Below are 20,977 nucleotides of genomic sequence, written 5' to 3'. Positions count from 1 at the left end.
GTGCGGCAGGATCTCCCGCATGCGTGTCGTGCTGCTCGTGTGCGCCCTGCTGGTCTCGCTCGCGGTCCCGGCATCGGCGGGTGAACACCGGCCGAAGTGGGACGTGAAGGCCACCGGCGTCACCGCCCAGTTCCGCGGCCTGTCCGCCGTCAGCGCCCGCGTCGCGTGGGTCAGCGGCACCCAGGGCACCGTCCTGCGGACCACCGACGGCGGGGCGAGCTGGAAGTCCGTCGGCCCGCCCGGGGCCGAGACGCTCGAACTGCGCGACATCGAGGCCTTCGACGCCGACCACGCCGTGACGCTCTCGATCGGCCCGGGCACCGACTCCCGCGTCTACCGGACCGACGACGGCGGCGCGCACTGGCGCCAGACGTTCCAGAACACCGAGGCCACCGCGTTCTACGACTGCCTGGCCTTCTTCGACCCGTGGCGCGGCCTCGCGATGAGCGACCCGGTCGACGGCCACTTCCGCGTCCAGGCCACCTTCGACGGCGGCCGCAGCTGGCGGCCGGTCCCCGACAGCGGCTTCCCGCCCGCGCTGCCCGGCGAGGCCGGCTTCGCCGCCAGCGGTCAGTGCATAACCACGGCCGGGCCGTTCGACGCCTGGCTCGCCACCGGCGGCGGCGCGACGGCCCGCGTCCTGCACTCCGGCGACGGCGGCCGGCACTGGACCGCGTCCGACACGCCGTTGCCGAGCAGCCCGTCCGCCGGCGTGTTCGCCGTCGCCTTCCGGACCCCGGGCCAGGGCATCGCGATCGGCGGCGACTACGCGAACCCCACCGCGCCCGGCCCGGCCGTCGCGCTGACCCAGGACCGCGGCCGCACCTGGCGCACCCCGGGGCAGTACCCCGCCGGGTACCGCTCGGGGCTGGCCTGGCGCGGCGGGAGCGTCATCGCCGTCGGCACGGGCGGCAGCGACTACAGCCCGGACGGCGGGCGGCACTGGACGTCGTTCGACACCGGCAGCTTCGACGCCGTCGACTGCGCCGGGACGAGCTGCTGGGCCAGTGGCGCCCAGGGCCGCGTCGCCCGCCTGAGCCGCTAGAGCACCTGGCCGGTCGGGCGGACCATGATCTCGTTGACGTCGACCGACGGCGGCTGGGAGAGCGCGTACAGCACGGCGCGGGCGATGTCGTCGGCGTCCAGCTTCGGCTTCTTCCGCTGGTCGTCGTTGAGGATGTCGGTGTCGGTGATGCCGGGGTTGATGAGCGTGACGCGCACCCCGGTCCCGACGGCTTCTTCGCGGATCGCGCCGGCCATCCCGGTGACGGCCCACTTCGTCACCGAGTACAGGCTCGCGTTCCGGATGTAGCGGCCGGCGACCGAGCCGGTGATGAGCAGGTGGCCCGAAGACTCCTTCAGCGCGGGCAGGACCGCGCGGGCGGTGTAGGCCGCGCCGAGGACGTTGGTGCGGACCATCGCCTCCCACTGGGTGGGGTCGGGGTCGTCGGTGCCGAAGAACGAGGTCCCGACGCCGATCCCGGCGTTGGCGAAGGCGGCGTCGAGCCGCCCGAACCGCTCGACGGCCCGGTCGACGGCGCCGGAGATGCTCGTCCAGTCGCCGACGTCGGCCCCGAGCGCGATCGCCCGGTCTTCGCCGAGCTCGCCGGCCAGGGACGTGACGGAGTCGGCCTTGCGGGCCACGAGAGCGACCTTGAACCCGGACTCGGCGGCGAGCCGTGCGGTGGCGGCGCCGAGCCCGCGGGAGGCGCCGGTGATGAGGAGAACGCGATCAGCCATGCCTCCAGGCTAGGGAGGATTCCCGGCGCACGCCCGGGGAGCTACTCTCCATCGGGAAGCACGTCGCCGACCGCACGAGGAGGCTCGCCCGGTGCCCACTCCCGCGGCGGAACGAGGGCGGCACGACGCCTATCTCGCCACCTGTCCCACCCGCAAGCTCCTCGACGAGATCGCCGGCAAGTGGGTCAGCCTGATCCTCGTCGCGCTCGGTGACGGCCCGCGGCGCTACAGCGACCTTTCGCGGCGCATCGCCGGAGTCAGCCAGAAGATGCTCACCCAGACCTTGCGCGTGCTCGAGCGCGACGGTCTCGTGCGCCGCGAAGTGACCCCGTCGGTGCCCGTGCGCGTCGACTATTCCCTTACGCCGCTGGGAGAAAGCCTCCGCGCGCTGATGGCCGGGTTCAAGGACTGGGCCGAGGAGAACTTCGACACGGTGGCCGCCGCGAGGACCGATTACGACGCGCGCACACCGGACCTCACGATCGGGCCGGACGGCGCGGGCTAGGCTCTACCGGGTGTCCACCGCACGCGCCGAACGGCTGGTCAATCTCGTGCTGGCCCTCCTGTCCACCCGGCAGTACCTCACCGCCGAGAAGATCCGCGGCATCGTGCCCGGATACGGGGACGCGGCCAGCGACGACGCCTACTTCCGGATGTTCGAGCGGGACAAGACCGAGCTGCGCGAGCTCGGCATCCCCCTGGAGACCGGCCGCAACTCCGCCTTCGACGCCATCGAGGGCTACCGCATCGCCCGCCGCGACTACGAGCTCGGCGAGATCGACCTCGCCCCCGACGAGGCCGCCGCCGTCGCCCTCGCGTCCCGGCTGTGGGACTCCCCGGAGCTGACCGGCCAGGCGCAGGGCGCGCTGGTGAAGCTGCGCGCCGCCGGCCTTGAGGTCGACGACCAGGCCCCCACGATCGTCGAGCCGCGGGTGCGTGCCGAACCCGCGTTCGGGCCGCTGCTGGCCGCCGTGCAGAACGGCCAGGCCGTCCGCTTCGAGTACCGCCGCAGCGGCTCGCCGGAACGCATCATGCGCACCCTGGAGCCGTGGGGCGTGGTGTCGTGGCGGGCCCGCTGGTACGTCGTCGGGCACGACCGCGACCGGGGCGCCACCCGCTGCTTCCGCCTGTCCCGCGTCACCGGCCAGGTCCGCCCGGTCGGCAAGCCCGGCGAGGTGCGGCGGCCCGAGGGCGTCAACCTGCTCAAGCTCGTGTCGGTGACGGGGGAGTCCGAACCGGCCCCGGTCACCACCGCGCGGCTCTGGGTCGCCGACGGCCGGGCCGCCGGGGTCCGCCGCCGCGGCACCGTACTGGGCCGCTGCTCGATCGACGGCGAAGAGGGCGACCTCGTCGAGATCGGGCTCTACTTCCCGGAGTCGGCGGCCGACTGGCTCACCGCGCAGGGCCCCGACGTCGTCGTGCTCGAACCCGACGTGCTGGCCAAGACCGTCCAGGACCGGCTCGAAGCCGTCGTGGCCCGGCAGGGGAGCGGCCGGTGAGCGGGTCGACCGACCGGATGCCGCGGCTGCTCGCGCTCGTCCCCTACCTGCTCGCGCGCCCGGGCATCCGCGTCGACGAGGCGGCGCACGACTTCGACGTCACGCCGAAGCAGCTGCGCAAGGACCTCGAGCTGCTGTGGATGTGCGGGCTGCCCGGCTACGGGCCCGGCGACCTGATCGACCTGTCCTTCGAGGGCGACACGATCGTCGTGACCCACGACGCCGGGATGAACCGCCCGCTGCGGCTGACCGGCGGCGAGGCCACCGCGCTGCTGGTCGCGCTGCGGGCGCTGGCCGAGACGCCGGGCGTGCTCGACGGCGACGCCGTCCGCCGCTCCATCGCCAAGATCGAGTCCGCGGCCGGGCAGGCCCAGCCCGCCGGCGTGGTCGTCGGCGGCGGGGTGCGCGAGGGCAAGAAGACCGCGCGGACCCGCGAGGAGGTCGCCCGCGCGCTGCGCGACGGGCGGGCGCTGCGGATCCGCTACTACACGGCGTCCAAGGACCAGGTCACCGAGCGCACGGTCGACCCGATGCGGCTGCTGATCGTCCAGGCGGTCGGCTACCTGGAGGCCTGGTGCCGCCGCGCCGAGGGCGTCCGGCTGTTCCGGCTCGACCGGATCGACGAGCTGACGGTCCTCGACGAGCCGTCGCGCCCGCCCGCGCACGCCCACCCCACCGACATTTCCGAGGGGGTCTTCCGCGAGCGTCCCGACCAGCGGGAGGCCGTGCTGGTCCTCGACCAGGACGCACGCTGGGTAGCCGAGTACTACCCGTGCGAGGAGCTCGACGAGCTCGACGGCGGCCGCCTGCGGATCCGGATGCGCTACGCCGACCAGTCGTGGATGGTGCGCCTCGTCCTGGGTCTGGGCGGAGAAGCGCTGGTGGAGAGCCCGGCTGACCTCGCCGCGGACGTCGGCCGCCGCGCCGCCGACGCGGTGGCCCGAGCCCGTCACCTTCCGTCAACCTGCGACCACTAGGGTGATCGACGTGCCGTACCTGCCCACCGTCGTGCTCGTCGCGATCGGCCTGCTGCTGCTCGTCGTCCTGCTGGTGCGGACCGCCAAGGTCTTGCGTGGTTTCAAGCAGACCGCAAGCATGGTGGCTACGAACACCCAGGACCGGGCGGGGCTCATCCGCGCCCGGTCGGCAGCGTTGCGCGTCGCCTTCGCGGAGCGCCGCCGGAAACCGGAAAACCAGTAACATCCCTACCAGACGCAGATAGGAGGCCATCTTGTTCGCCAACGGATTGCAAGGATGGCATTTGATCATCTTGGTGCTGCTCGTCGTGCTGCTGTTCGGGGCCAAGCGGCTTCCCGATGCGGCCCGGTCGATCGGCAAGTCCATGAAGATCTTCAAGGCCGAGACCAAGGACCTCGCGGGTGACAAGAGCACCTCGCACGAGGACGCCGAGCCGGTCGAGACGAAGCAGATCCCGGCCACGGCCGCCCCCGCGGTCCCGCCGACCGTCGCGACCGACCAGCAGGTCGCCGACCTGCAGCGGCAGCTCGACGAGCTGAAGAAGCAGCAGGCCGCCGACCAGCCGCAGAAGAACGCCAGCTGAGCGGCTGAAGCCACACCCGGTCCCTGGTCCACGGAGCGCGCCGGCCCGGCGCGCTCCGGCGGACTCCGACGAGAACGGAACATCCCGTGGCGGAACCCGCCTCCGGTAACGGCACCAGCCGCGTGTCGAAGCGGCGCAAGCGCAGCCGTCGCAAGAACCCCGACGGCACGATGACGCTCATCGAGCACATCTACGAGTTCCGCCGTCGCCTGGCCTTCGCGATGCTCGCCGTGGTGATCGGCGGCATCATCGGGTTCCTGTGGTTCGGCACCAAGGTCGGCCCGATCCCGTCGCTCGGCGACCTCGTCAAGGACCCGTACTGCGCCATCCCGCCGAACCGGCGCCTCGACAGCGCCGAGGGATGCCGGCTTCTGCAGACCGTCCCGTTCGAAGCCTTCATGACGCAGCTGAAGGTCGGCATCGCGGCCGGTGCCGTGCTCCTCTCGCCGGTCTGGCTCTACCAGGTCTGGGCGTTCATCGCCCCGGGCCTGTACTCCAAGGAACGCAAGTACGCGCTGACGTTCGTCGGGTTCGCGTCGGTGCTGTTCGCCGGCGGCGCCGTGCTCGCCTACATCCTCTTCCCGCACGCCCTGCAGCTGCTGATGGGCTTCGGCCAGGACGCGTTCGTCACCGCGCTCACCGCGGACAAGTACATCTCGTTCCTGTTGTCGCTGCTGATCATCTTCGGGATCAGCTTCGAGCTCCCGCTGCTCGTGGTGATGCTCAACCGCGTCGGCGTGGTCAAGTACCGGCAGCTGAAGAAGTGGCGCCGGGGCATCGTGTTCGCCCTGTTCGTCTTCGCCGCCTTCGTCACCCCCGGCTCGGACCCGTTCTCGATGCTGGGCCTGGCGGGCGCGCTGACGGTGCTGTTCGAGCTGTCGATCCAGCTCGCCCGCATCCACGACCGCAAGAAGGACCGGCTGCGCCACGACGAGGGCTGGGACCAGCTCGACGACGACGAAGCCGCGCCGTTCGAGTACACGCCGAGCAAGATCGACGACGAGCCGGCCGCCCCGACCGCGTCCGGCGGCCGTTCGGCGACCGACGACATCACGTAGTGGGGATCCACGCCGCGCTGGCCGTGCACCCGGCTTCGGGGCACGGCGCGGCCGCCCGCATCGCGGACACCGTCGCCGAGCGGCTGCGCGGCGCCGTCGACCGTCTCGACGTGCTGGTCGCGAACTCCGTCGAAGAGTCCCGCGAGCTGATGCGGACCTCCCACGACGCCGGCCTCGACGTCCTGATCGTCCTCGGCGGCGACGGCGCGGCCCACCAGGGCGTCCAGTTCTGCGCGAACCACGACGTCGCGCTCGGCCTGGTCCCGGCGGGCACCGGCAACGACTTCGCCCGCGCCCTCGGCGTCCCCGGCGAGCCGCTGCCCGCGGTCGACGCGCTGGTCGCGGCGCTGAAGTCGGGTGCCCGGCGGCGCATCGACCTCGGCCGCGTCGGCGAGACGTGGTTCGCCACCGTGCTCTGCGCGGGCTTCGACGCCGCGGTCAACGAACGGGCCAACCGGATGCGCTGGCCGTCCGGGCCGCGCCGCTACGACGCCGCGATCCTCGCCGAGCTGGCGGCGTTCCGCTCCCGCCCGGTGGTGGTCGACACCGGCACCGAACGCCTCGAGCTCGACGCGACCCTGGTGGCGATCGGCAACACCCGCTTCTACGGCGGCGGCGTCCCGGTCTGCCCGACCGCCGACCCCGAGGACGGCGTCTTCGACGTGACGATCGTCGGGGCCATGACCCGGCGCGGCCTCATCGGCATGCTGCCGGGCCTGCGCACCGGCAAGCACCTCACGCACCCGGCGGTCCGCACCCTGCGCGCCCGCTCGGTCTCCCTGACGGGCAACAGCTGGCCGGCCTACGCCGACGGCGAGCCGCAGGGGACCGTGCCGGTGACGGTCAGCTGCGTCCCGGGCGCGCTGACGGTCCTGGCCTAACGCTCGTAACCGCCGGCGCGCGCCACCAGCTGCCGGAAGTGCGCCGGCGTCAGCAGCCGGCCCGCGTCGGTGAAGTAGACCCCGCCGCAGCGGTGGCAGAACCAGCCCTGCTCCCACAGCTGCGTCGCGGCCGGCACCCCGCGCCGCTCCCGCCGGTGCGCCCGGATCCGGCGGACGTACAGCCAGATCACCACACCGGCGGCGACGTACACGCACAACGCGGGCAACGAGATCACCGCGAACCCCAGCGCCCCGCCCGGCGGCGGATCGTCCAGCGACGAAAGCGGCAACGCCAGGAAGCAGCTCCCGACCAGCGCCAGCGCGAGCACCGCCGCCACCAGGCCGCCGCTCCGGCGCGGGGGAGGGAAGGGATCCAGCGACCGGGCCACCGCCGACACCGAAACCCCGCTGACCTGGCTGCTCGTGTAGACGACCCCGTCCCCGGCGGGCACCGCCACCGTCGGCCCCCGCCCGCGGAAGAACGAGTGCCCGCCCTGGTAGACGGCGGGCACGTGCTGCACCTGGTCCAGCTGCCCGCAGCCCGGACACGGTTCGGTCATGCAGCCTCCGACGCCACCACGCCCACGCCGGTTCCCTGTGTATAACGATCTATACGTCCTGGCGGATTTCGGCGTCGGTCACGCGGCGCGCGGACCGCCGGGGGGATGTGAAACCCTGACGAGGTGGCCAGTAGCCCTTCTCAGTCCCCGGCCGAGGCCTATGCGGCCTCCTCGCGTCGAGGGAAGTACCCCCAGCTGACGCGCTTCGCCGCGGAGTCGGCCTTCGAGTTCGACGAGTTCCAGATCCGCGGGTGCGAGGCCCTCGAAGGCGGTCATGGTGTGCTCGTCTGCGCGCCGACCGGGGCGGGGAAGACCGTCGTCGGCGAGTTCGCCGTGCACCTGGCGCTGGCCGAAGGCCGCAAGTGCTTCTACACGACGCCCATCAAGGCGCTGTCGAACCAGAAGTACGGCGATCTCGTCGCCCGGTACGGCCCGGACGCCGTCGGCCTGCTCACCGGCGACTCGTCGATCAACGGCAACGCGCAGGTGGTCGTGATGACCACCGAGGTGCTGCGCAACATGCTCTACGCCGGCTCGTCGACGATCACCGACCTCGGCTACGTGGTCATGGACGAGGTCCACTACCTGGCCGACCGGTTCCGCGGGGCGGTGTGGGAAGAGGTGATCCTGCACCTGCCCGAGCACGTCCGTGTGGTCGGGCTGTCGGCCACCGTGAGCAACGCCGAGGAGTTCGGCGAGTGGCTGGTCGAGGTCCGCGGCGACACGGCCGTGGTCGTCGACGAGCACCGGCCGGTGCCGCTCTGGCAGCACATGCTCGTCGGGAACCGGCTGCTCGACCTGTTCGCCGGCGAGGACGTCCACGCACCGGGGGCCGAGCTGCGGATCAACCCGACCCTGCTGCGCCGCACCGAGGAGATCGGCCGCCAGTACGCGCCCGCCGGGTTCCACGGGCCGCGCGGGTCCCGGCGGGGCTCGCCGCGGATGCCGCGGTTCCGGCCGCCGTCGCGGGTGGAGGTCGTGGAGCAGCTGGACCGGGCGGGGCTGCTGCCGGCGATCGTGTTCATCTTCTCGCGCGCCGGCTGTGACGCCGCGGTGGCGCAGTGCGTCCGGTCGGGTCTGCGGCTCAACGGGCCGGGTGAGGTCGAGGAGATCCGCCGGATCATCGAGGAGCGCACGTCCGGGCTGCCCGAGAGCGACCTGGGCGTGCTCGGCTACTGGGAGTGGCGCGAGGCGCTCGAACGCGGCATCGCGGGGCACCACGCCGGGTTGCTGCCGGCGTTCAAGGAGACGGTCGAGGAGCTGTTCGTCCGGGGCCTGGTGAAGGCGGTGTTCGCCACCGAGACCCTCGCGCTCGGGATCAACATGCCGGCCCGGACCGTCGTGCTGGAACGGCTGGTCAAGTACAACGGCGAGGCGCACGTCGACCTGACGCCGGGGGAGTACACGCAGCTGACCGGCCGGGCCGGGCGGCGCGGTATCGACGTCGAGGGCCACGCCGTGGTCGCGTGGCAGCCGGGGGTCGATCCGAAGCAGGTCGCCGGGCTGGCTTCGACGCGGACCTACCCGCTGCGGTCGTCGTTCCGGCCGGGCTACAACATGGCGGTGAACCTGGTCGCCCAGGTCGGCGCGGCGGACGCGCGTGAGCTGCTGGAACAGTCGTTCGCGCAGTTCCAGGCCGACCGGTCGGTGGTCGGCACGGCCCGCCGGATCGAGCGGAACAAGGAAGCCCTGAAGGGCTACGCGAAGGCCGTGACCGGGGACTTCGCCGAGGTGCTCGAGTACGTGGAGCTGCGGTCGAAGATTTCGGCGCGGGAGAAGGCGTTGTCGCGGCAGAACACCGCCGTCCGCCGCGCCGGGACGGCCGAGTCGCTGGAGAAGCTCCGGAAGGGTGACGTGATCGCGGTGCCGGCGGGCCGGCGGGCCGGGCTGGCCGTGGTCGTCGACCCGGGGCTCGACCCGATCCGGGAGCCGCGTCCGGTCGTGGTGACCGAGGACCGGTGGTCGGGGCCGTTGTCGGTGGCCGACTTCCCGGCGCCGGTGGAGGCGCTGGGGCACATCAAGCTGCCCAAGCACATCGAGCTGCGGTCGCCGAAGACGCGCCGGGACATCGCTTCGACGCTGCGCAACGCCGGGATTTCGTTGCCCGGCAGGCAGAAGCGGCGGTCCGGGGCGAACGAAGACGGCGAGCTGGCGGCGCTGAGGCGGGCGTTGCGGGCGCACCCGTGCCACGGGCTGGCCGAGCGCGAGGCGAACCTGCGCTGGGTCGAACGGTACGAACGGCTGTCGACGGAAACCCAGCAGCTGGAGCGGAAGGTCGCCGCGACGACGCACTCGCTGGCGCGGGCGTTCGACCGGATCCTGGCGCTGCTGGGCGAGCGCGGCTATCTGGGGCCGGAGTCGGCGGGGGACGGCGAGGACCGCGTCACCGAGCACGGACGGCGCCTGACCCGGCTCTACAGCGAGTCCGACCTGCTGGCCGCGGAGTGCATCCGCCACGGCGTGTGGCAGGGGCTGGGCCCGGCCGAGCTGGCGGCGGTCGTTTCGACGCTGGTCTTCGAGGCTCGCCGGGACACCGCGGGGGAGCCGCGGCTGCCCGGTGGTGCGGTGCCCGAGGCGTGGCAGGAGACGGTGAAGCTGTGGGTGGACCTCACCGAGGACGAGCGTCGGCACCGGCTCGACCGCACCCGGGAGCCCGACGCCGGGTTCGCGTGGCCGGTCTACCGCTGGGCACGCGGCGAGTCGCTGGAGAAGGTGCTCACGGCGGCCGAGGCGAACGGGCAGGAGCTGTCGGCGGGTGACTTCGTGCGCTGGTCGCGCCAGGTCATCGACCTGCTCGACCAGATCCGCGACGTGCTCGGCAAGAGCGATCCGGTGGGTGCGGCGGCGGCCGACGCGGTGAAGGCGCTGCGGCGGGGTGTCGTCGCCGCGGGCGCCGCGTGAACTCCGTGTTAGGCCTGCTCCGGCCTGGGGCAGGTGGTGGGCGTGGACACGTGTGCTCGGCTCCGACCTGTGGTTGGATCGCCTGCAAGACCGTGTGTACGCGACACCACGGCGGTTTCGGGGTGGACAGCTAGATGAGCGAAGCAGGCGGAGGCAGAAGATGAGCACGCCGTATGGCGGCAACGACCCACAGCAGCCCCAGTACGGGCAGCAGCCGGGCGGCGCGTACCCGCCGAGCGGCCCGCAGGAGCAGCCGCAGTGGGGCCAGCAGCCGCCTTCGTACGACCCGAACCAGCAGCAGCCGCAGTGGGGTGGGCAGCAGCAGCCCCAGCAACCGCAGTACGGCCAGCAGCCCGGGGGGTACACGCCGCCGCAGCAGCCGCAGTGGGGTCAGCAGCCGCCGCCCTACGGCCAGCAGCCCGGCGGTGGCTACCCCCAGAGCGGCCCGCAGGCCCAGCCGCAGTACGGGCAGCAGCCGGGCGGGGCGTACCCGCAGAGCGGGCCCCAGCAGCAGCCGCAGTACGGCCAGCAGCAGCCGCAGGGCCAGTACGACTACGGCCAGCAGCAACAGCAGTTCCCCGGCCAGGGCGCGCCGGAAGGGGAGCAGCCGGCGAAGTCGAAGAAGGGCCTGCTGATCGGCATCGTGGTGCTGGTCGTGGTGGTGGCCGTCGTCGGCATCCTCGGTTTCGTGGCGCCCGGCTTCTTCAAGACGCAGGTCTTCAACAACACCCAGATGCAGACCGACGTCCAGAAGCTGCTCACCGAGACCTACAAGATCGAAGGCGTGACCGGCGTCACCTGCCCGGCCGAGCAGAAGGTCGAGGACGGCGCGAAGTTCGAGTGCACCGCGACCATCGCGGGCAAGCCGCAGCAGATCCCGATCACGGTGAAGGGTGACGGCGGAAACTACGAGGTTTCGCCGCCCGCCACGAAGTAGCCCGGGTGTGCACGAGGTCCGGTCGCCGCGGAATTGCGGTGGCCGGACCTCGTCGTTTCCGGAGATGATCCGGGGATGAGCGACTTCGAGATCCGGACGCTGCGCGACGACGAGATCCGCGGGGCGAGTGACCTCTTCCGGGCGAGCCTGCACGTGCCGCCGAGCGACGACGCCGACTGGGAGCGGGCGGCGCGCGCGTACCAGCCGGGCCGGACGCTCGGGGCGTTCGACCCCGGGCTCATCGGGACCGCGCGGTCCTTCGACGCCGAGCTGACGGTCCCGGGCGGGGCGCGGCTGCCGATGGCCGGGGTCACCGGGGTCGCGGTCCGCGCGGACCGGACGCGGCGGGGCGTGCTGCGTGCGTTGATGGCGGCGCAGCTGGAGGACTTCACCGCGCGCGACGTGGTGTTCGCGAGCCTGCTCGCGTCGGAAGCGCGGATCTACGGCCGGTTCGGCTACGGGCTGGCCCTGCGGCACCGCACCTACAGCGTCGACCGGCATCGCGCGCGGCTGGCGCCGGAGGTGCCCGTGGCGGGGGAGGTCCGGCTGCTGGAGCTGGACGAGGCCCTGGAGGTCTGTCCCGGCGTCTACGAGAGCCTGGCTGGCCGCCCCGGGCGGATGTCGCGGCCGGAGGTGATGTGGCGGCTCTACGAGAACCACGCCCGCCGCAGCACCCAGCCGGTCCGGGCTCTCGTGCACCACGGGCCCGACGGGCCGGACGGCTTCGCGACGTACTTCGTCGAGGGCCTGCAAGCGCATCCGTGGACGAAGAACCTGCACCTGGTGGACCTGTTCGCCGGCACGCCGGCCGCGTACGCCGGGCTGTGGCGGTTCCTGCTGGGCATCGACCTGGTCGACCGGATCGTCGCGGAGGCCCGGCCGCTCGACGAGCCGATCGAGCTGATCCTCGACGACCACCGGCAGAGCACGGTCGACCGCGTCGGCGACGAGCACTGGATCCGGCTCGTCGACGTCCCGAAGGCGCTGGCCGCCCGCGAGTACGGGAACGCCGCGCCGGTCGTCGTCGAGGTCGAAGACCCGGTGCTGCCGGCCAACAGCGGCACGTACCGGATCGGCCCCGGCGGCGCCGAGCGCACCGGTGAGGCCGCGGCGCTGCGCCTCGACGTCACCACCCTCGCGATGGCCTACTTCGGCACGTGGCGGCCGTCCGCGCTGGCCGGGGCGGGCCGGATCGAGGTCCGTGACCCGGCCGCGCCGGCGAACGCCGACGTGCTCTTCGGGACGCGAGTGGCGGCGTGGAGCGGCACGCACTTCTGAGCCGCCGGAAATCGGGATGCCGTGAGCGGGGCCGGACGGCAAGATCGGCGGGATGACCGACTTCGACGTCCGCCCCGTGACCGAGGACGAGCGCCGCGGCACGCTCGACCTGCTGGGCCGCTCGCTGCACACCACCCGGATCAGTGACGAATCCTGGGCGCAGTACGGGGATTCGTGGCCCGCGGCGCACAAGTTCGGCGCGTTCGACGGTGGTACCCCGATCGGGATCGCCAGCTCCTACGACACCGATATCGCGGTACCCGGCGGGGCCGTCCTGCCGCTCGGTGCGGTCGACGGCATCGGGGTCCGCGCCGACCGCACCCGCCGCGGGGTGCTCACCGCGATGATGGCGGTGCAGCTGGAGGACTTCGTCGCGCGCGGAATCCCGCTGGCCGCCCTGCACGCCAGTGAACCCACCATCTACGGCCGGTTCGGCTACGGCTCGGCCGCGCTCGGCAAGACCGTGTGGCTGCCGAGGCCCGCGGCGCGGCTGCACGACCGCGTCCCGGTGAGCGGTGACGTCCGGATGCTGACACCCGAGGAGGCGTTGACGGAGATTCCGGCGCTGTACGAGCGGATCGGGCTGCACCGGGCCGGGATGATCGGCCGGCCCGCCGAGTGGTGGCCGATCGCGCACGACCGCCTCGTCGGCCCGAAGGGCAGCCACCTCGTGGCCGTCCACAGTGGACCCGACGGCGACGACGGGTTCGTCCTGTACGACACGGTCGACCGCCGCACCCTGGACTCACCCGACGAAGGGGTCGTGCTGAAGGTCCGGGAGCTGCACACCGCGGACCCGGTGGCCCGGGCCGCGCTGTGGCGGTTCCTGCTGTCGATCGACCTCGTGTCCGGGGTGCGGGCCCGCTACCGCCCGGTCGACGAGCCGCTCGCCGCGCTGCTGGCCGACCACCGGCACGCCCGCACCACCGACGTCGAGGACGACCTGTGGCTGCGCGTGGTCGACGTGGCCGTCGCGCTCGGCGCGCGCACGTACCGGGCGGCCGGGCCGGTGGTGCTGGCGGTGACCGACCGGCAGCTGCCGGCCAACACCGGGCACTACGAGGTCACCCCCGACGGCACGAGCCGCACAGACGCCGCGGCCGACCTGGCCCTCGACGTCGACACCCTCGGCATGCTCTACCTCGGGCAGTGGAGCGCGACCGCGCTGGCGGCGGCCGGGCGGATCACCGCGCACGACCCGGCCGCGCTCGAGCGGGCGGACGAGCTGTTCACCACGGTCACCGCCCCGTGGTGTGGCACGCACTTCTAGGAGGTCAGGCGCCGGGCAGGGCCTTGAGCAGCCGCTCGACGGAGTTGCCGAGGTTCCACCGCTCGGCCAGCTCGGCCACGCGGTCCGGGTCGGCGGGCGTCGCGGGCACGGTGTCGGGGCGGGACTGCTCGACCGGCGCGTCGACGGCGACCCGGACCACGGTCGGCGCGACGGCGAGGTAGTCGGCGGCGTCGGCCAGGCGAAGCCGCGTCTTGAGCGGGACGCGGGGATCGCTCGCGGCCGACGCTTCCAGGAGCGCGTCGAGGCTGCCGAACTGCGTGATCAGCTTCGCGGCGGTCTTCTCGCCGATGCCGGCGACGCCGGGCAGCCCGTCGGACGGGTCGCCGCGCATCATGGACATGTCCGCGTACGCCGGCCCGGCGGTCTCGCGGGGGAGGCTGTAGCGCTCGGCGATCTCGGCCGGGCCGAGGACTTCGGCCTTGGCCCAGCCCTTGCCGACGTAGATCACCGACGCGGGCGTCGGCTCGGTGCGCACCAGCTGGAACAGGTCCCGGTCGCCGGTGATGACCTCGACCGGGTCCTTCGTCTCGCGGGTGGCGAGGGCGCCGATGACGTCGTCGGCCTCGTAACCGGCGGCCTCCGCGGTGGCGAACCCGAACGCCTCGAGGAGGTCGAGGATGATCGGGACCTGCGGAGTGAGGGTGTCGGGCACCTCTTCGACGTCGGGGCTCGCGCTGGCGGTTTCCTCGGCCACCCGGTGCGCCTTGTAGCTGGGCAGCAGGTCGGTGCGGAACTTCGGCCGCCAGTCGGCGTCGAGGCAGCACACGAGCCGGGCCGGGTGCCGGTCGGTGAGGATCCGCGCGATCGTGTCGGCGAACCCGCGCACGGCGTTGACCTGCGTCCCGTCGGCGGCCTTCATCGAGTCGGGCAGGGCGTAGAACGAACGGAAGTACAGGCTCGCGGAGTCGAGCAGGGCAAGGGGTCCGGTCACCCGCACAGCCTGCCACGCCCGGCGCGCGCCGGGGGCGAGCCACGCGCTCGAGGTCCGCGAATGGCACGGCGGGAGATGCGCGGTGATGGCTCGGCGGCCTGCGGCGCGGGGGAGCGGGGGCCGGAACGGCGCGGCGGGCGAGCGGGTTTCGCGGGATGCGACCGGGAGGCGCGGGCCGGCCGGCGGGCTTGGGTGGGCAGGCGCTGCGGGAGACGCGCGCCCCTGGCTCGGCGGCCTGCGGCCCGGACGGCGCGGCGGGCGGGTTTCGCGGGGGTGAGGCGGCGAGGAGCGGCCGAGGGGGCGGGGCGGTGGCGCCGGCGGCTTGGGCGGCCGGGCGCTCGGGGCGGCGAGAGCTGGCGGGCGCGGGGAGTTGCGCGGTCGGCGAGAGGCGTTGGGCGTGGGGCAGGTGTTGCGTGGGCGCTGCGGGGAGTTGCGTGGGCGGGGGAAGCTGTCGGGCGTGGGGCAGGCGCGCGGAGTTGCGTGCGTGGCGAGAGCCGGCCGGCGTGGGCCCGGCGCTGCGTGGGCGGAGCGGGCGCGGGCCCGGCACTGCGAGCGAGCCGCCCAGGCACCGGTTGCCGTGGGGGAGCGGCGAAGCGAACCGCGTCACCCGGACCGGCATGTCGTGGGCCCGGGCGGTCCGGCCACCCGGGCCGCCCCACTAGGCTCGCCCTCATGTCGCGCCGTTCCCTCCACACGCCCGCCCCCGATGCTGCCGCCCTCCGGGCGCGCCTGGACCGCGCCCGCTCCGCCGCGGCCGCCGCGGACACCGACGCCCTTTTGATCGCGCCCGGCTCCGACCTGCGCTACCTCCTCGGCCAGGCCGGCGGCTCGTTCGAGCGGCTCACCACCCTCGTCGTCCCGGCCGATGGCACGCCCGCGCTCGTCGTGCCGAAGCTGGAAGCGCCCGGCTACGCCGACGTCCCCACCGACGAGCTCGGTGTCGAGCTGCTCACCTGGGTGGACGGCGACGACCCGTACGCGCTCGTCGCGGACCGGCTCGGGAAACCCGGCCGCGTCGCGGTCAGCGACTTCACCCCGGCGCTGCACGTCCTGGCCCTGCGGGCCGCCCTCGGGACGGCCGAGCAGACGCTGGCCGGCCCGGTGGTCCGGGAGCTGCGGATGCGCAAGGACGCCGCCGAGATCGCCTCCCTGCGCGACGCCGGCGCGGCCATCGACCGCGTGCACGCCCGCGTCCACGAGTGGCTGCGGCCCGGCCGCACCGAGGCGGAGGTCGGCGCCGACATCGCCGCGGCCATCGTCGAGGAGGGCCACGTCCAGGCCGACTTCGTCATCGTCGGGTCCGGCCCGAACGGCGCGAGCCCGCACCACGACGTCTCCGACCGCGTCATCGAAAAGGGTGACGTCGTGGTCGTCGACATCGGGGGCCCGCTGCCCGCCGGCTACAACTCCGACTCCACGCGCACCTACGCCGTCGGCACCCCGCGCGACGCCGACGTCGCCGAGACCTACGCCGTGCTGCAGCGCGCCCAGGCCGCCGCGGTGGCCGCGGTCAAGCCGGGCGTCACCGCCGAAGCCGTGGACGCGGCCGCGCGCGACGTCATCGCCGAGGCCGGGTTCGGCGAGTACTTCATCCACCGCACCGGCCACGGCATCGGCCTGGACGTGCACGAGGAGCCGTACATCATCGCCGGGAACGCGCTGCCGCTGGAGCCGGGCATGGCCTTCAGCGTCGAGCCGGGCATCTACCAGCCGGGCCGCTGGGGCGCCCGGATCGAGGACATCGTGATCGTCACCGCCGACGGTGTCGAGTCGGTCAACAACCAGCCGCACGAGCTCGTCGTGCTGAACGCATGACACCCGGCGGCCTGGAGCCGCTGGACCAGTCGATCGTCCAGGAGCTCGCGGCCGACGGGCGGCGCAGCTTCACCGACCTCGCCGAGCGGGTCGGGCTGTCGGTGTCGGCGGTGCACCAGCGGGTGCGCCGCCTCGAGCAACGCGGGGTCATCCTCGGCTACACCGCGCGGCTCGACGGCGAGCAGATCGGCCTGCCGCTGACGGCGCTGATCTCACTGACGCCCAACGACCCGGGTGCGCCGGACGACTACCCGCAGCGGATCCAGCACATCAAGGAGATCGAGTCGTGCTACTCCGTGGCCGGCGACGAGTCCTACATCCTGCTGGTGCGCGTCCAGTCGCCGCTGGCCCTGGAGGACCTGCTGCGCCGGATCCGCGAGGCGGCGAAGGTGTCGACCCGCACGACGGTCGTGCTCTCTACGCCGTTCGAGGGACGTTCGCCGACGTTCTGACCCCGGTGGGCCGCCCGACGACCGGGGCACTGGTACGGTAAAAGGTATGGCAACACGTAAGGTCACTCTTTCGCTGGACAGCGGCGCCTTGGACTTCGCCGAACGCGCCGCGAAAGCACACGGGATCTCGGTCTCGTCCTGGCTGTCGAAGGCGGCCAGGCGCGAGGCGGTTCGCACGGGTTACACCCCGCAGAAGCCGGAGCCGGCCGTCGCGGAGTTCGACGAGGCCGAGCGCGCGGCGGCGGAGAAGGATCTGCGTGCGCAGGGGTGAAGTCTGGACGTACCACCCCCCGACCGAGCCGGCCCGGCAGCGCACGGTCGTGCTGCTGTCCTCGGACGGGGTGAACGAGTCCGAGCGCCCCTGGCTGCTCGGCACCGAACTCCTGGAACGCGACCCGCAGGACATCCTCGGCGTCGCGATCGACGCCCGGTACTGGGTGTCGACGCTCAACCTCACCCGGCTCTACCGGCCGTGGTTCGACGAGCGGATCGCCGAGATCGACTTCGACGTCCAGGAGCGCATCGACATCGCCCTGCGGGCCGCCCTCGATCTTTGAGTGTATAACGGCCTATACCGCCCGGCGACGGTGAAAGACACCGGTCCCGTGAGCGCGCGCGTCACCCTCAAAGCTCGCCAAGAGCAAGGGGGTCAGCGGGCGACGACCTCCGGGGCCGCGTGCAGCTTGCCGTCCGCGCCCGCGAGGCAGGACGCGTTGCCGTCGCGGGCGGCGATGAACTCCGTCAGGCAGTTGGCGATCGCCGCGTGGCCGGCCGCGTTGGGGTGGAACGACTCCTGCAGCGCGTGGCCCGCCCGGTCGGCCTGCGCGAGGTCGGCCAGCTGGAGCGTCAGGCGCGTGAACCACTCCGTCGCCGGGTTGGCGCCGCCGCTGCACGCTTCGTGCTTGACGCCGGCCTTCGCGAGGTCGAGGAACCGCGCGCCGGTCTGCTGGGCGGCGGCCTTGAGGCCGGCGGAGAGCACTCCGATGCCGGTTTGGGAGATCCATTGGAGGTCTTCGACGCGGAAGGGGCAGCCGTTGAGGGTGCGGAGGTCCTCGGGCAGGTCCGGTCCGATCGGGGCGGCGTAGGACTGCAGGATGAGCTGGTAGTCCGCGGGGACGTACCCGGCGGCGGCGAGGACCTTCTTGACGTCGGCGACGGCGGTGGCGACCTTCGGGACCATGGCGTCCACTTTGGACTGCCAGGTCTGCTTCAGTGCGGTGCTGCACGGCGGGCCGCCGGGGTTGAACCAGGCTTTGAAGCAGTCGGTGACCTGGTTGGAGAACTTGGGTTCGTCGTTGGCGCCGACGGCGATCACGACGGCGGCGACGCGGTGGTCCTTGACGAGTGCGGCGAGCTGCTGTGCCTGTGAGGGCTCGGTCCACTGCTTGACGTCGCCGAGGGCGACCTGTTCGGCGGGTGCGCCGGAGCAGGCGAGGTTGACGTGGGCGGTGATGCCGGGTGCGGTGATCTTGTCGACGAAGGCGTTGGGGGAGCGGTGGCACCAGTTGCCGCCCTGGCCGTTGGTGGTGGCGGTGTACTGGCCGGCGCCTTCGCCGGAGACGGTGCTGTCGCCCATGGCGACGATGGTGAGCGGGCCGGTGCCCGGTGGGCCTTGCCGTGGTTGTGGTTGCCCGTTCTTGCTTTCGGAGCCGAAGAAGACGAAGAGGCCGGCCAGCAGGGCCACGCACGCGAGGACCAAGGCTCCCCAGTACCACCGAAGACGTCGCATCGTCGTCGAGTCTACGGATCAGTGGTCGGACGGGTGTGCGTCACCGGTCACGCCGAGCGCCGGGCCGCGTGGTGGGGGACGAGGTCGACCGGGAGCTCGCGGACGCCGAAGATCATCGGTGAGGGGTAGCCGATCTGGACGCCGTCGCGGACGCGGATGTCGGCGAAGCGGTCGAGGAGCTGTTCGAAGACGACTCGTCCTTCGAGGCGGGCGAGGGGTGCGCCGAGGCAGAAGTGGACGCCGCCGCCGAAGGCGAGGTTGGTTTCCTTGCGGGGGCGGGGGTCGAACTCGGTCGGGCGGGTGTGGTGGCGGGGGTCGCGGTTGGCGCCGAGGACCCAGGGGGTGACCATCGACTTGGCGGGGATGGTGACGCCGCCGAGTTCGACGTCGGTGGTGCTGATCCGCAGGAGGCGCATGATCGGTGGCCGGTGGCGGGTGACTTCTTCGAGGAGGCTGGGGACGAGGCTGTGGTCGCGGCGGACGGCCGCGGCGGCGTCCGGGAATTCGTGCAGGGAGAGCACGGTGTTGCCGAGCATCATGGTGGTGGTGATGTGGCCGGCGGCGAGCAGGAGCGAGGCGAAGTTGAGGACTTCGTGGTCGGCGAGGCGTTCGCCGTCGACTTCGGCGTGGGCGAGTGCGCTGAAGAGGTCGTCTTCGGGGTCGCGTCGGCGTTGGGCGAGGAGGGCGGCGAGGTAGGTCTCCATGACCTCGGTGAGGGAGGTGCCGTCTTCTTGGGGGGCGCCGCCGGAGAGCAGGGCGTCGGCCCAGCCGCGGTAGAGGGTGCGGTCTTCGGGTGGGATGCCGATGAGGTCGCCGATGACGACGACGGGCAGTGCGTAGGCGAGGTCGCGGATGAGGTCGGGGTCGTCGCGGTGCGCCATTTCGGTGATGAGGGTGTCGGTGGCGGTGACGATCCGGGGTTCGAGGTCGGCGACGACTTTGGGGGTGAAGGCTTTGCTGACGAGTTTCCGCAGCCGGTGGTGGACGGGTGGGTCGACGGCCGCCATATTGCCGCGGACGGCTTCGGCGGTGTCCGGGAGGAGGAGTCCGGGGTCGGAGGAGAATGTCTGGTGGTCGGTGAAAATGCGGCGGACGTCGGCGTGGCGGAATACGTGCCAGGTGTCGTCTTCGTCGGCGATGACCGGGTGGTTCTCGCGCATCTGGTCGACCCACGCGAACAGCGCGGCTCCGCCGTCTTCCAAGGATGGTGGGCGGACTTCGGGCGAGCTCATCCCGCGGCTCCTTCGCTGAAACCGATTTCCCCAGAATGAATGCATTCATTCGTTGACATTGACCACGCTATTGGCGTTCCCGGTTGGGCGTCAACAAGAAAAGGTGATCATATTCGTCAACGAAATGGGCTTGTCGATCAACTTTGGGTGTCAACGGGACGATTCAGCCTGCTTCGGTCAGATCGGTGGTCGCGGCCAGTTCGGCGGCGATGTCGGCGACGACCGTGACGGCCGGGTTGTCTCGTCCGGGTGCCCAGACGAGGTCGGTGCGGGCGATGTCGTTTTCCAGGGGTACGAACGCGACGCCGCTGCGCCGGAGGCTGTGGGACGAGCGGGTCAGCCGGGTGACGCCGATGCCGGCCGCGACGAGGCCGAGGAGGCCCTGCACGGTGGTGGCTCGCTGGACGACGTGCGGGGTGAAGCCGGCGGCGGCGAAGTCGGCGTCGTAGCTGCGATGCCAGGGTTCCCAGCTGGCGCGGGGTGTCAGTACCCACGGTTCGTCGGCGAGGTCGGCCAGCGTCAGGGAGGTGCGGACGGCGAGGGGGTGGCCGGTGGGGAGGACGGCGCAGACCTCTTCGGTGAGGAGCGTCCTGGAGACGAGGTCGTCAACGAGTGGGGGACGGGTGAAAGCGAGGTCGAAGCGGCGTTCGCGCAGGCCGTCGACGAGTTCGGCGATCGAGGCTTCGGCGGTGGTCACCTCGAGGTCGGGGAACCGTGCGCGGACGGCGCGGACGACCGGGGGCAGCAGGTAGTTGGCCGTGCTGGTGAGGAAGGCGAGCCGGGCGGTGCCGATTTCGCCGCGGAGGGCGCGTCCGAGTGTCGCGACGGCGGCGTCGGCGCGGGCGAGGACGGCGCGGGCTTCCGGTAGGAAGAGTTCGCCGACGGCGGTGAGGCGGGTTCCGCGGGTGTCGCGGTCGAAGAGCCGGGCGCCGAGGGTGCGTTCGAGGACGGTGATCTGCTGGGAGAGGGACTGCTGGGCGATGTGGAGGCCGGTGGCGGCGCGGGTGAAGCTGGTTTCGTCGGCGACGGCGACGAAGTAGCGCAGCTGCCGGAGCTCGGGGGTCACAGGCTGGGACTGTAGCCCTGGCAGGAGATCGGTGTTGGCGGTGTGG

22 protein-coding genes are annotated in these 20,977 nt (G+C 72.6%); 16 read left to right on the top strand and 6 right to left on the bottom strand.

Going from position 1 to position 20,977, the window contains the following annotated elements:
- Nucleotides 1-19: 19 nt before the first annotated feature.
- Nucleotides 20-1,045: a WD40/YVTN/BNR-like repeat-containing protein gene (locus tag ACZ7OU_RS32485; RefSeq protein WP_470258142.1), complete on the top strand. Its 1,026-nt coding sequence runs from the start codon at nt 20-22 to the stop codon at nt 1,043-1,045.
- Here ACZ7OU_RS32485 and ACZ7OU_RS32480 read toward each other — a convergent pair.
- Entirely contained in the window at nt 1,042-1,740 is a 699-nt protein-coding gene (locus ACZ7OU_RS32480; RefSeq protein WP_470258141.1) for an SDR family oxidoreductase, read from the bottom strand. The two genes, ACZ7OU_RS32485 and ACZ7OU_RS32480, sit on opposite strands and share 4 nt — an antisense overlap.
- Nucleotides 1,741-1,831: 91 nt before the next feature.
- Here ACZ7OU_RS32480 and ACZ7OU_RS32475 point away from each other — a divergent pair, with 91 nt between their 5' ends.
- The 7 genes from ACZ7OU_RS32475 to ACZ7OU_RS32445 all read left to right on the top strand — a co-directional run bounded on the left by ACZ7OU_RS32475 (nt 1,832) and on the right by ACZ7OU_RS32445 (nt 6,739).
- The gene (locus tag ACZ7OU_RS32475) at nt 1,832-2,245 is read left to right on the top strand and encodes a winged helix-turn-helix transcriptional regulator (protein WP_470258140.1); all 414 of its coding nucleotides are present in this window, start codon (nt 1,832-1,834) and stop codon (nt 2,243-2,245) included.
- 10 nt (nt 2,246-2,255) lie between these two features.
- Entirely contained in the window at nt 2,256-3,239 is a 984-nt protein-coding gene (locus tag ACZ7OU_RS32470) for a helix-turn-helix transcriptional regulator (RefSeq protein WP_470244253.1), read from the top strand.
- Nucleotides 3,236-4,216 carry a helix-turn-helix transcriptional regulator gene (locus ACZ7OU_RS32465; RefSeq protein ID WP_470244252.1) on the top strand — a complete coding sequence of 327 codons (981 nt, stop codon included), beginning with the start codon at nt 3,236-3,238 and terminating at the stop codon, nt 4,214-4,216. The genes ACZ7OU_RS32470 and ACZ7OU_RS32465 overlap by 4 nt, the downstream gene beginning before the upstream one ends.
- 10 nt (nt 4,217-4,226) lie before the next feature.
- On the top strand, nt 4,227-4,439 hold the full coding sequence (locus tag ACZ7OU_RS32460) for a bacteriophage holin (protein ID WP_470244251.1): 213 nt from the start codon (nt 4,227-4,229) through the stop codon (nt 4,437-4,439).
- 31 nt (nt 4,440-4,470) lie between these two features.
- On the top strand, nt 4,471-4,800 hold the full coding sequence (gene tatA / locus ACZ7OU_RS32455) for a Sec-independent protein translocase subunit TatA (protein ID WP_470244250.1): 330 nt from the start codon (nt 4,471-4,473) through the stop codon (nt 4,798-4,800).
- Nucleotides 4,801-4,886: 86 nt separating this feature from the next.
- Nucleotides 4,887-5,858, top strand: a complete 972-nt coding sequence (tatC, locus tag ACZ7OU_RS32450; protein ID WP_470244249.1) for a twin-arginine translocase subunit TatC — start codon at nt 4,887-4,889, stop codon at nt 5,856-5,858.
- A complete protein-coding gene (locus ACZ7OU_RS32445) occupies nt 5,858-6,739 on the top strand; it encodes a diacylglycerol/lipid kinase family protein (RefSeq protein WP_470258139.1) in 882 nt (293 codons plus the stop codon). The genes tatC and ACZ7OU_RS32445 overlap by 1 nt, the downstream gene beginning before the upstream one ends.
- Here ACZ7OU_RS32445 and ACZ7OU_RS32440 read toward each other — a convergent pair.
- Nucleotides 6,736-7,299: a hypothetical protein gene (locus tag ACZ7OU_RS32440; RefSeq protein WP_470258138.1), complete on the bottom strand. Its 564-nt coding sequence runs from the start codon at nt 7,297-7,299 to the stop codon at nt 6,736-6,738. The two genes, ACZ7OU_RS32445 and ACZ7OU_RS32440, sit on opposite strands and share 4 nt — an antisense overlap.
- A gap of 123 nt (nt 7,300-7,422) precedes the next feature.
- On the opposite strand from ACZ7OU_RS32440, the gene ACZ7OU_RS32435 reads away from it, so the two are divergent.
- The 4 genes from ACZ7OU_RS32435 to ACZ7OU_RS32420 all read left to right on the top strand — a co-directional run bounded on the left by ACZ7OU_RS32435 (nt 7,423) and on the right by ACZ7OU_RS32420 (nt 13,685).
- Nucleotides 7,423-10,200 carry a DEAD/DEAH box helicase gene (locus ACZ7OU_RS32435; protein ID WP_470258137.1) on the top strand — a complete coding sequence of 926 codons (2,778 nt, stop codon included), beginning with the start codon at nt 7,423-7,425 and terminating at the stop codon, nt 10,198-10,200.
- Between the two features lie 160 nt (nt 10,201-10,360).
- A complete protein-coding gene (locus tag ACZ7OU_RS32430) occupies nt 10,361-11,137 on the top strand; it encodes a DUF4333 domain-containing protein (RefSeq protein ID WP_470258136.1) in 777 nt (258 codons plus the stop codon).
- 75 nt (nt 11,138-11,212) lie between these two features.
- Nucleotides 11,213-12,415, top strand: a complete 1,203-nt coding sequence (locus ACZ7OU_RS32425; RefSeq protein ID WP_470258135.1) for a GNAT family N-acetyltransferase — start codon at nt 11,213-11,215, stop codon at nt 12,413-12,415.
- 52 nt (nt 12,416-12,467) lie between these two features.
- Entirely contained in the window at nt 12,468-13,685 is a 1,218-nt protein-coding gene (locus ACZ7OU_RS32420; protein ID WP_470258134.1) for a GNAT family N-acetyltransferase, read from the top strand.
- Nucleotides 13,686-13,689: 4 nt separating this feature from the next.
- On the opposite strand, the gene ACZ7OU_RS32415 is transcribed toward ACZ7OU_RS32420, so the two are convergent.
- On the bottom strand, nt 13,690-14,637 hold the full coding sequence (locus ACZ7OU_RS32415; RefSeq protein ID WP_470244243.1) for a 5'-3' exonuclease: 948 nt from the start codon (nt 14,635-14,637) through the stop codon (nt 13,690-13,692).
- A gap of 672 nt (nt 14,638-15,309) precedes the next feature.
- Here ACZ7OU_RS32415 and ACZ7OU_RS32410 point away from each other — a divergent pair.
- The 4 genes from ACZ7OU_RS32410 to ACZ7OU_RS32395 are packed head-to-tail and all read left to right on the top strand — an operon-like array spanning nt 15,310 to nt 17,461.
- Entirely contained in the window at nt 15,310-16,452 is a 1,143-nt protein-coding gene (locus tag ACZ7OU_RS32410) for a M24 family metallopeptidase (RefSeq protein ID WP_470244242.1), read from the top strand.
- The gene (locus tag ACZ7OU_RS32405; RefSeq protein ID WP_364623019.1) at nt 16,449-16,904 is read left to right on the top strand and encodes an Lrp/AsnC family transcriptional regulator; all 456 of its coding nucleotides are present in this window, start codon (nt 16,449-16,451) and stop codon (nt 16,902-16,904) included. The genes ACZ7OU_RS32410 and ACZ7OU_RS32405 overlap by 4 nt, the downstream gene beginning before the upstream one ends.
- A gap of 46 nt (nt 16,905-16,950) precedes the next feature.
- A complete protein-coding gene (locus tag ACZ7OU_RS32400) occupies nt 16,951-17,175 on the top strand; it encodes a hypothetical protein (protein WP_364623022.1) in 225 nt (74 codons plus the stop codon).
- Nucleotides 17,162-17,461 carry a hypothetical protein gene (locus ACZ7OU_RS32395; protein WP_155544080.1) on the top strand — a complete coding sequence of 100 codons (300 nt, stop codon included), beginning with the start codon at nt 17,162-17,164 and terminating at the stop codon, nt 17,459-17,461. Before ACZ7OU_RS32400 ends, ACZ7OU_RS32395 begins: the two co-directional genes overlap by 14 nt.
- Nucleotides 17,462-17,553: 92 nt before the next feature.
- Here ACZ7OU_RS32395 and ACZ7OU_RS32390 read toward each other — a convergent pair whose 3' ends face one another.
- From ACZ7OU_RS32390 to ACZ7OU_RS32380, 3 genes are all read right to left on the bottom strand, one after another.
- A complete protein-coding gene (locus ACZ7OU_RS32390; RefSeq protein ID WP_470258133.1) occupies nt 17,554-18,633 on the bottom strand; it encodes a GDSL-type esterase/lipase family protein in 1,080 nt (359 codons plus the stop codon).
- Nucleotides 18,634-18,680: 47 nt separating this feature from the next.
- Nucleotides 18,681-19,865 (bottom strand): cytochrome P450, encoded by a 1,185-nt coding sequence (locus ACZ7OU_RS32385; protein WP_470258132.1) that lies wholly within the window; start codon nt 19,863-19,865, stop codon nt 18,681-18,683.
- Between the two features lie 163 nt (nt 19,866-20,028).
- Nucleotides 20,029-20,931 carry a LysR family transcriptional regulator gene (locus ACZ7OU_RS32380; protein WP_470258131.1) on the bottom strand — a complete coding sequence of 301 codons (903 nt, stop codon included), beginning with the start codon at nt 20,929-20,931 and terminating at the stop codon, nt 20,029-20,031.
- Between the last annotated feature and the right edge of the window lie 46 nt (nt 20,932-20,977).

This window comes from Amycolatopsis sp. NPDC114505 (assembly GCF_055633615.1).
Note: the sequence above shows the minus strand (reverse complement) of the source record. Positions and strands in the feature narration are given on the sequence as shown.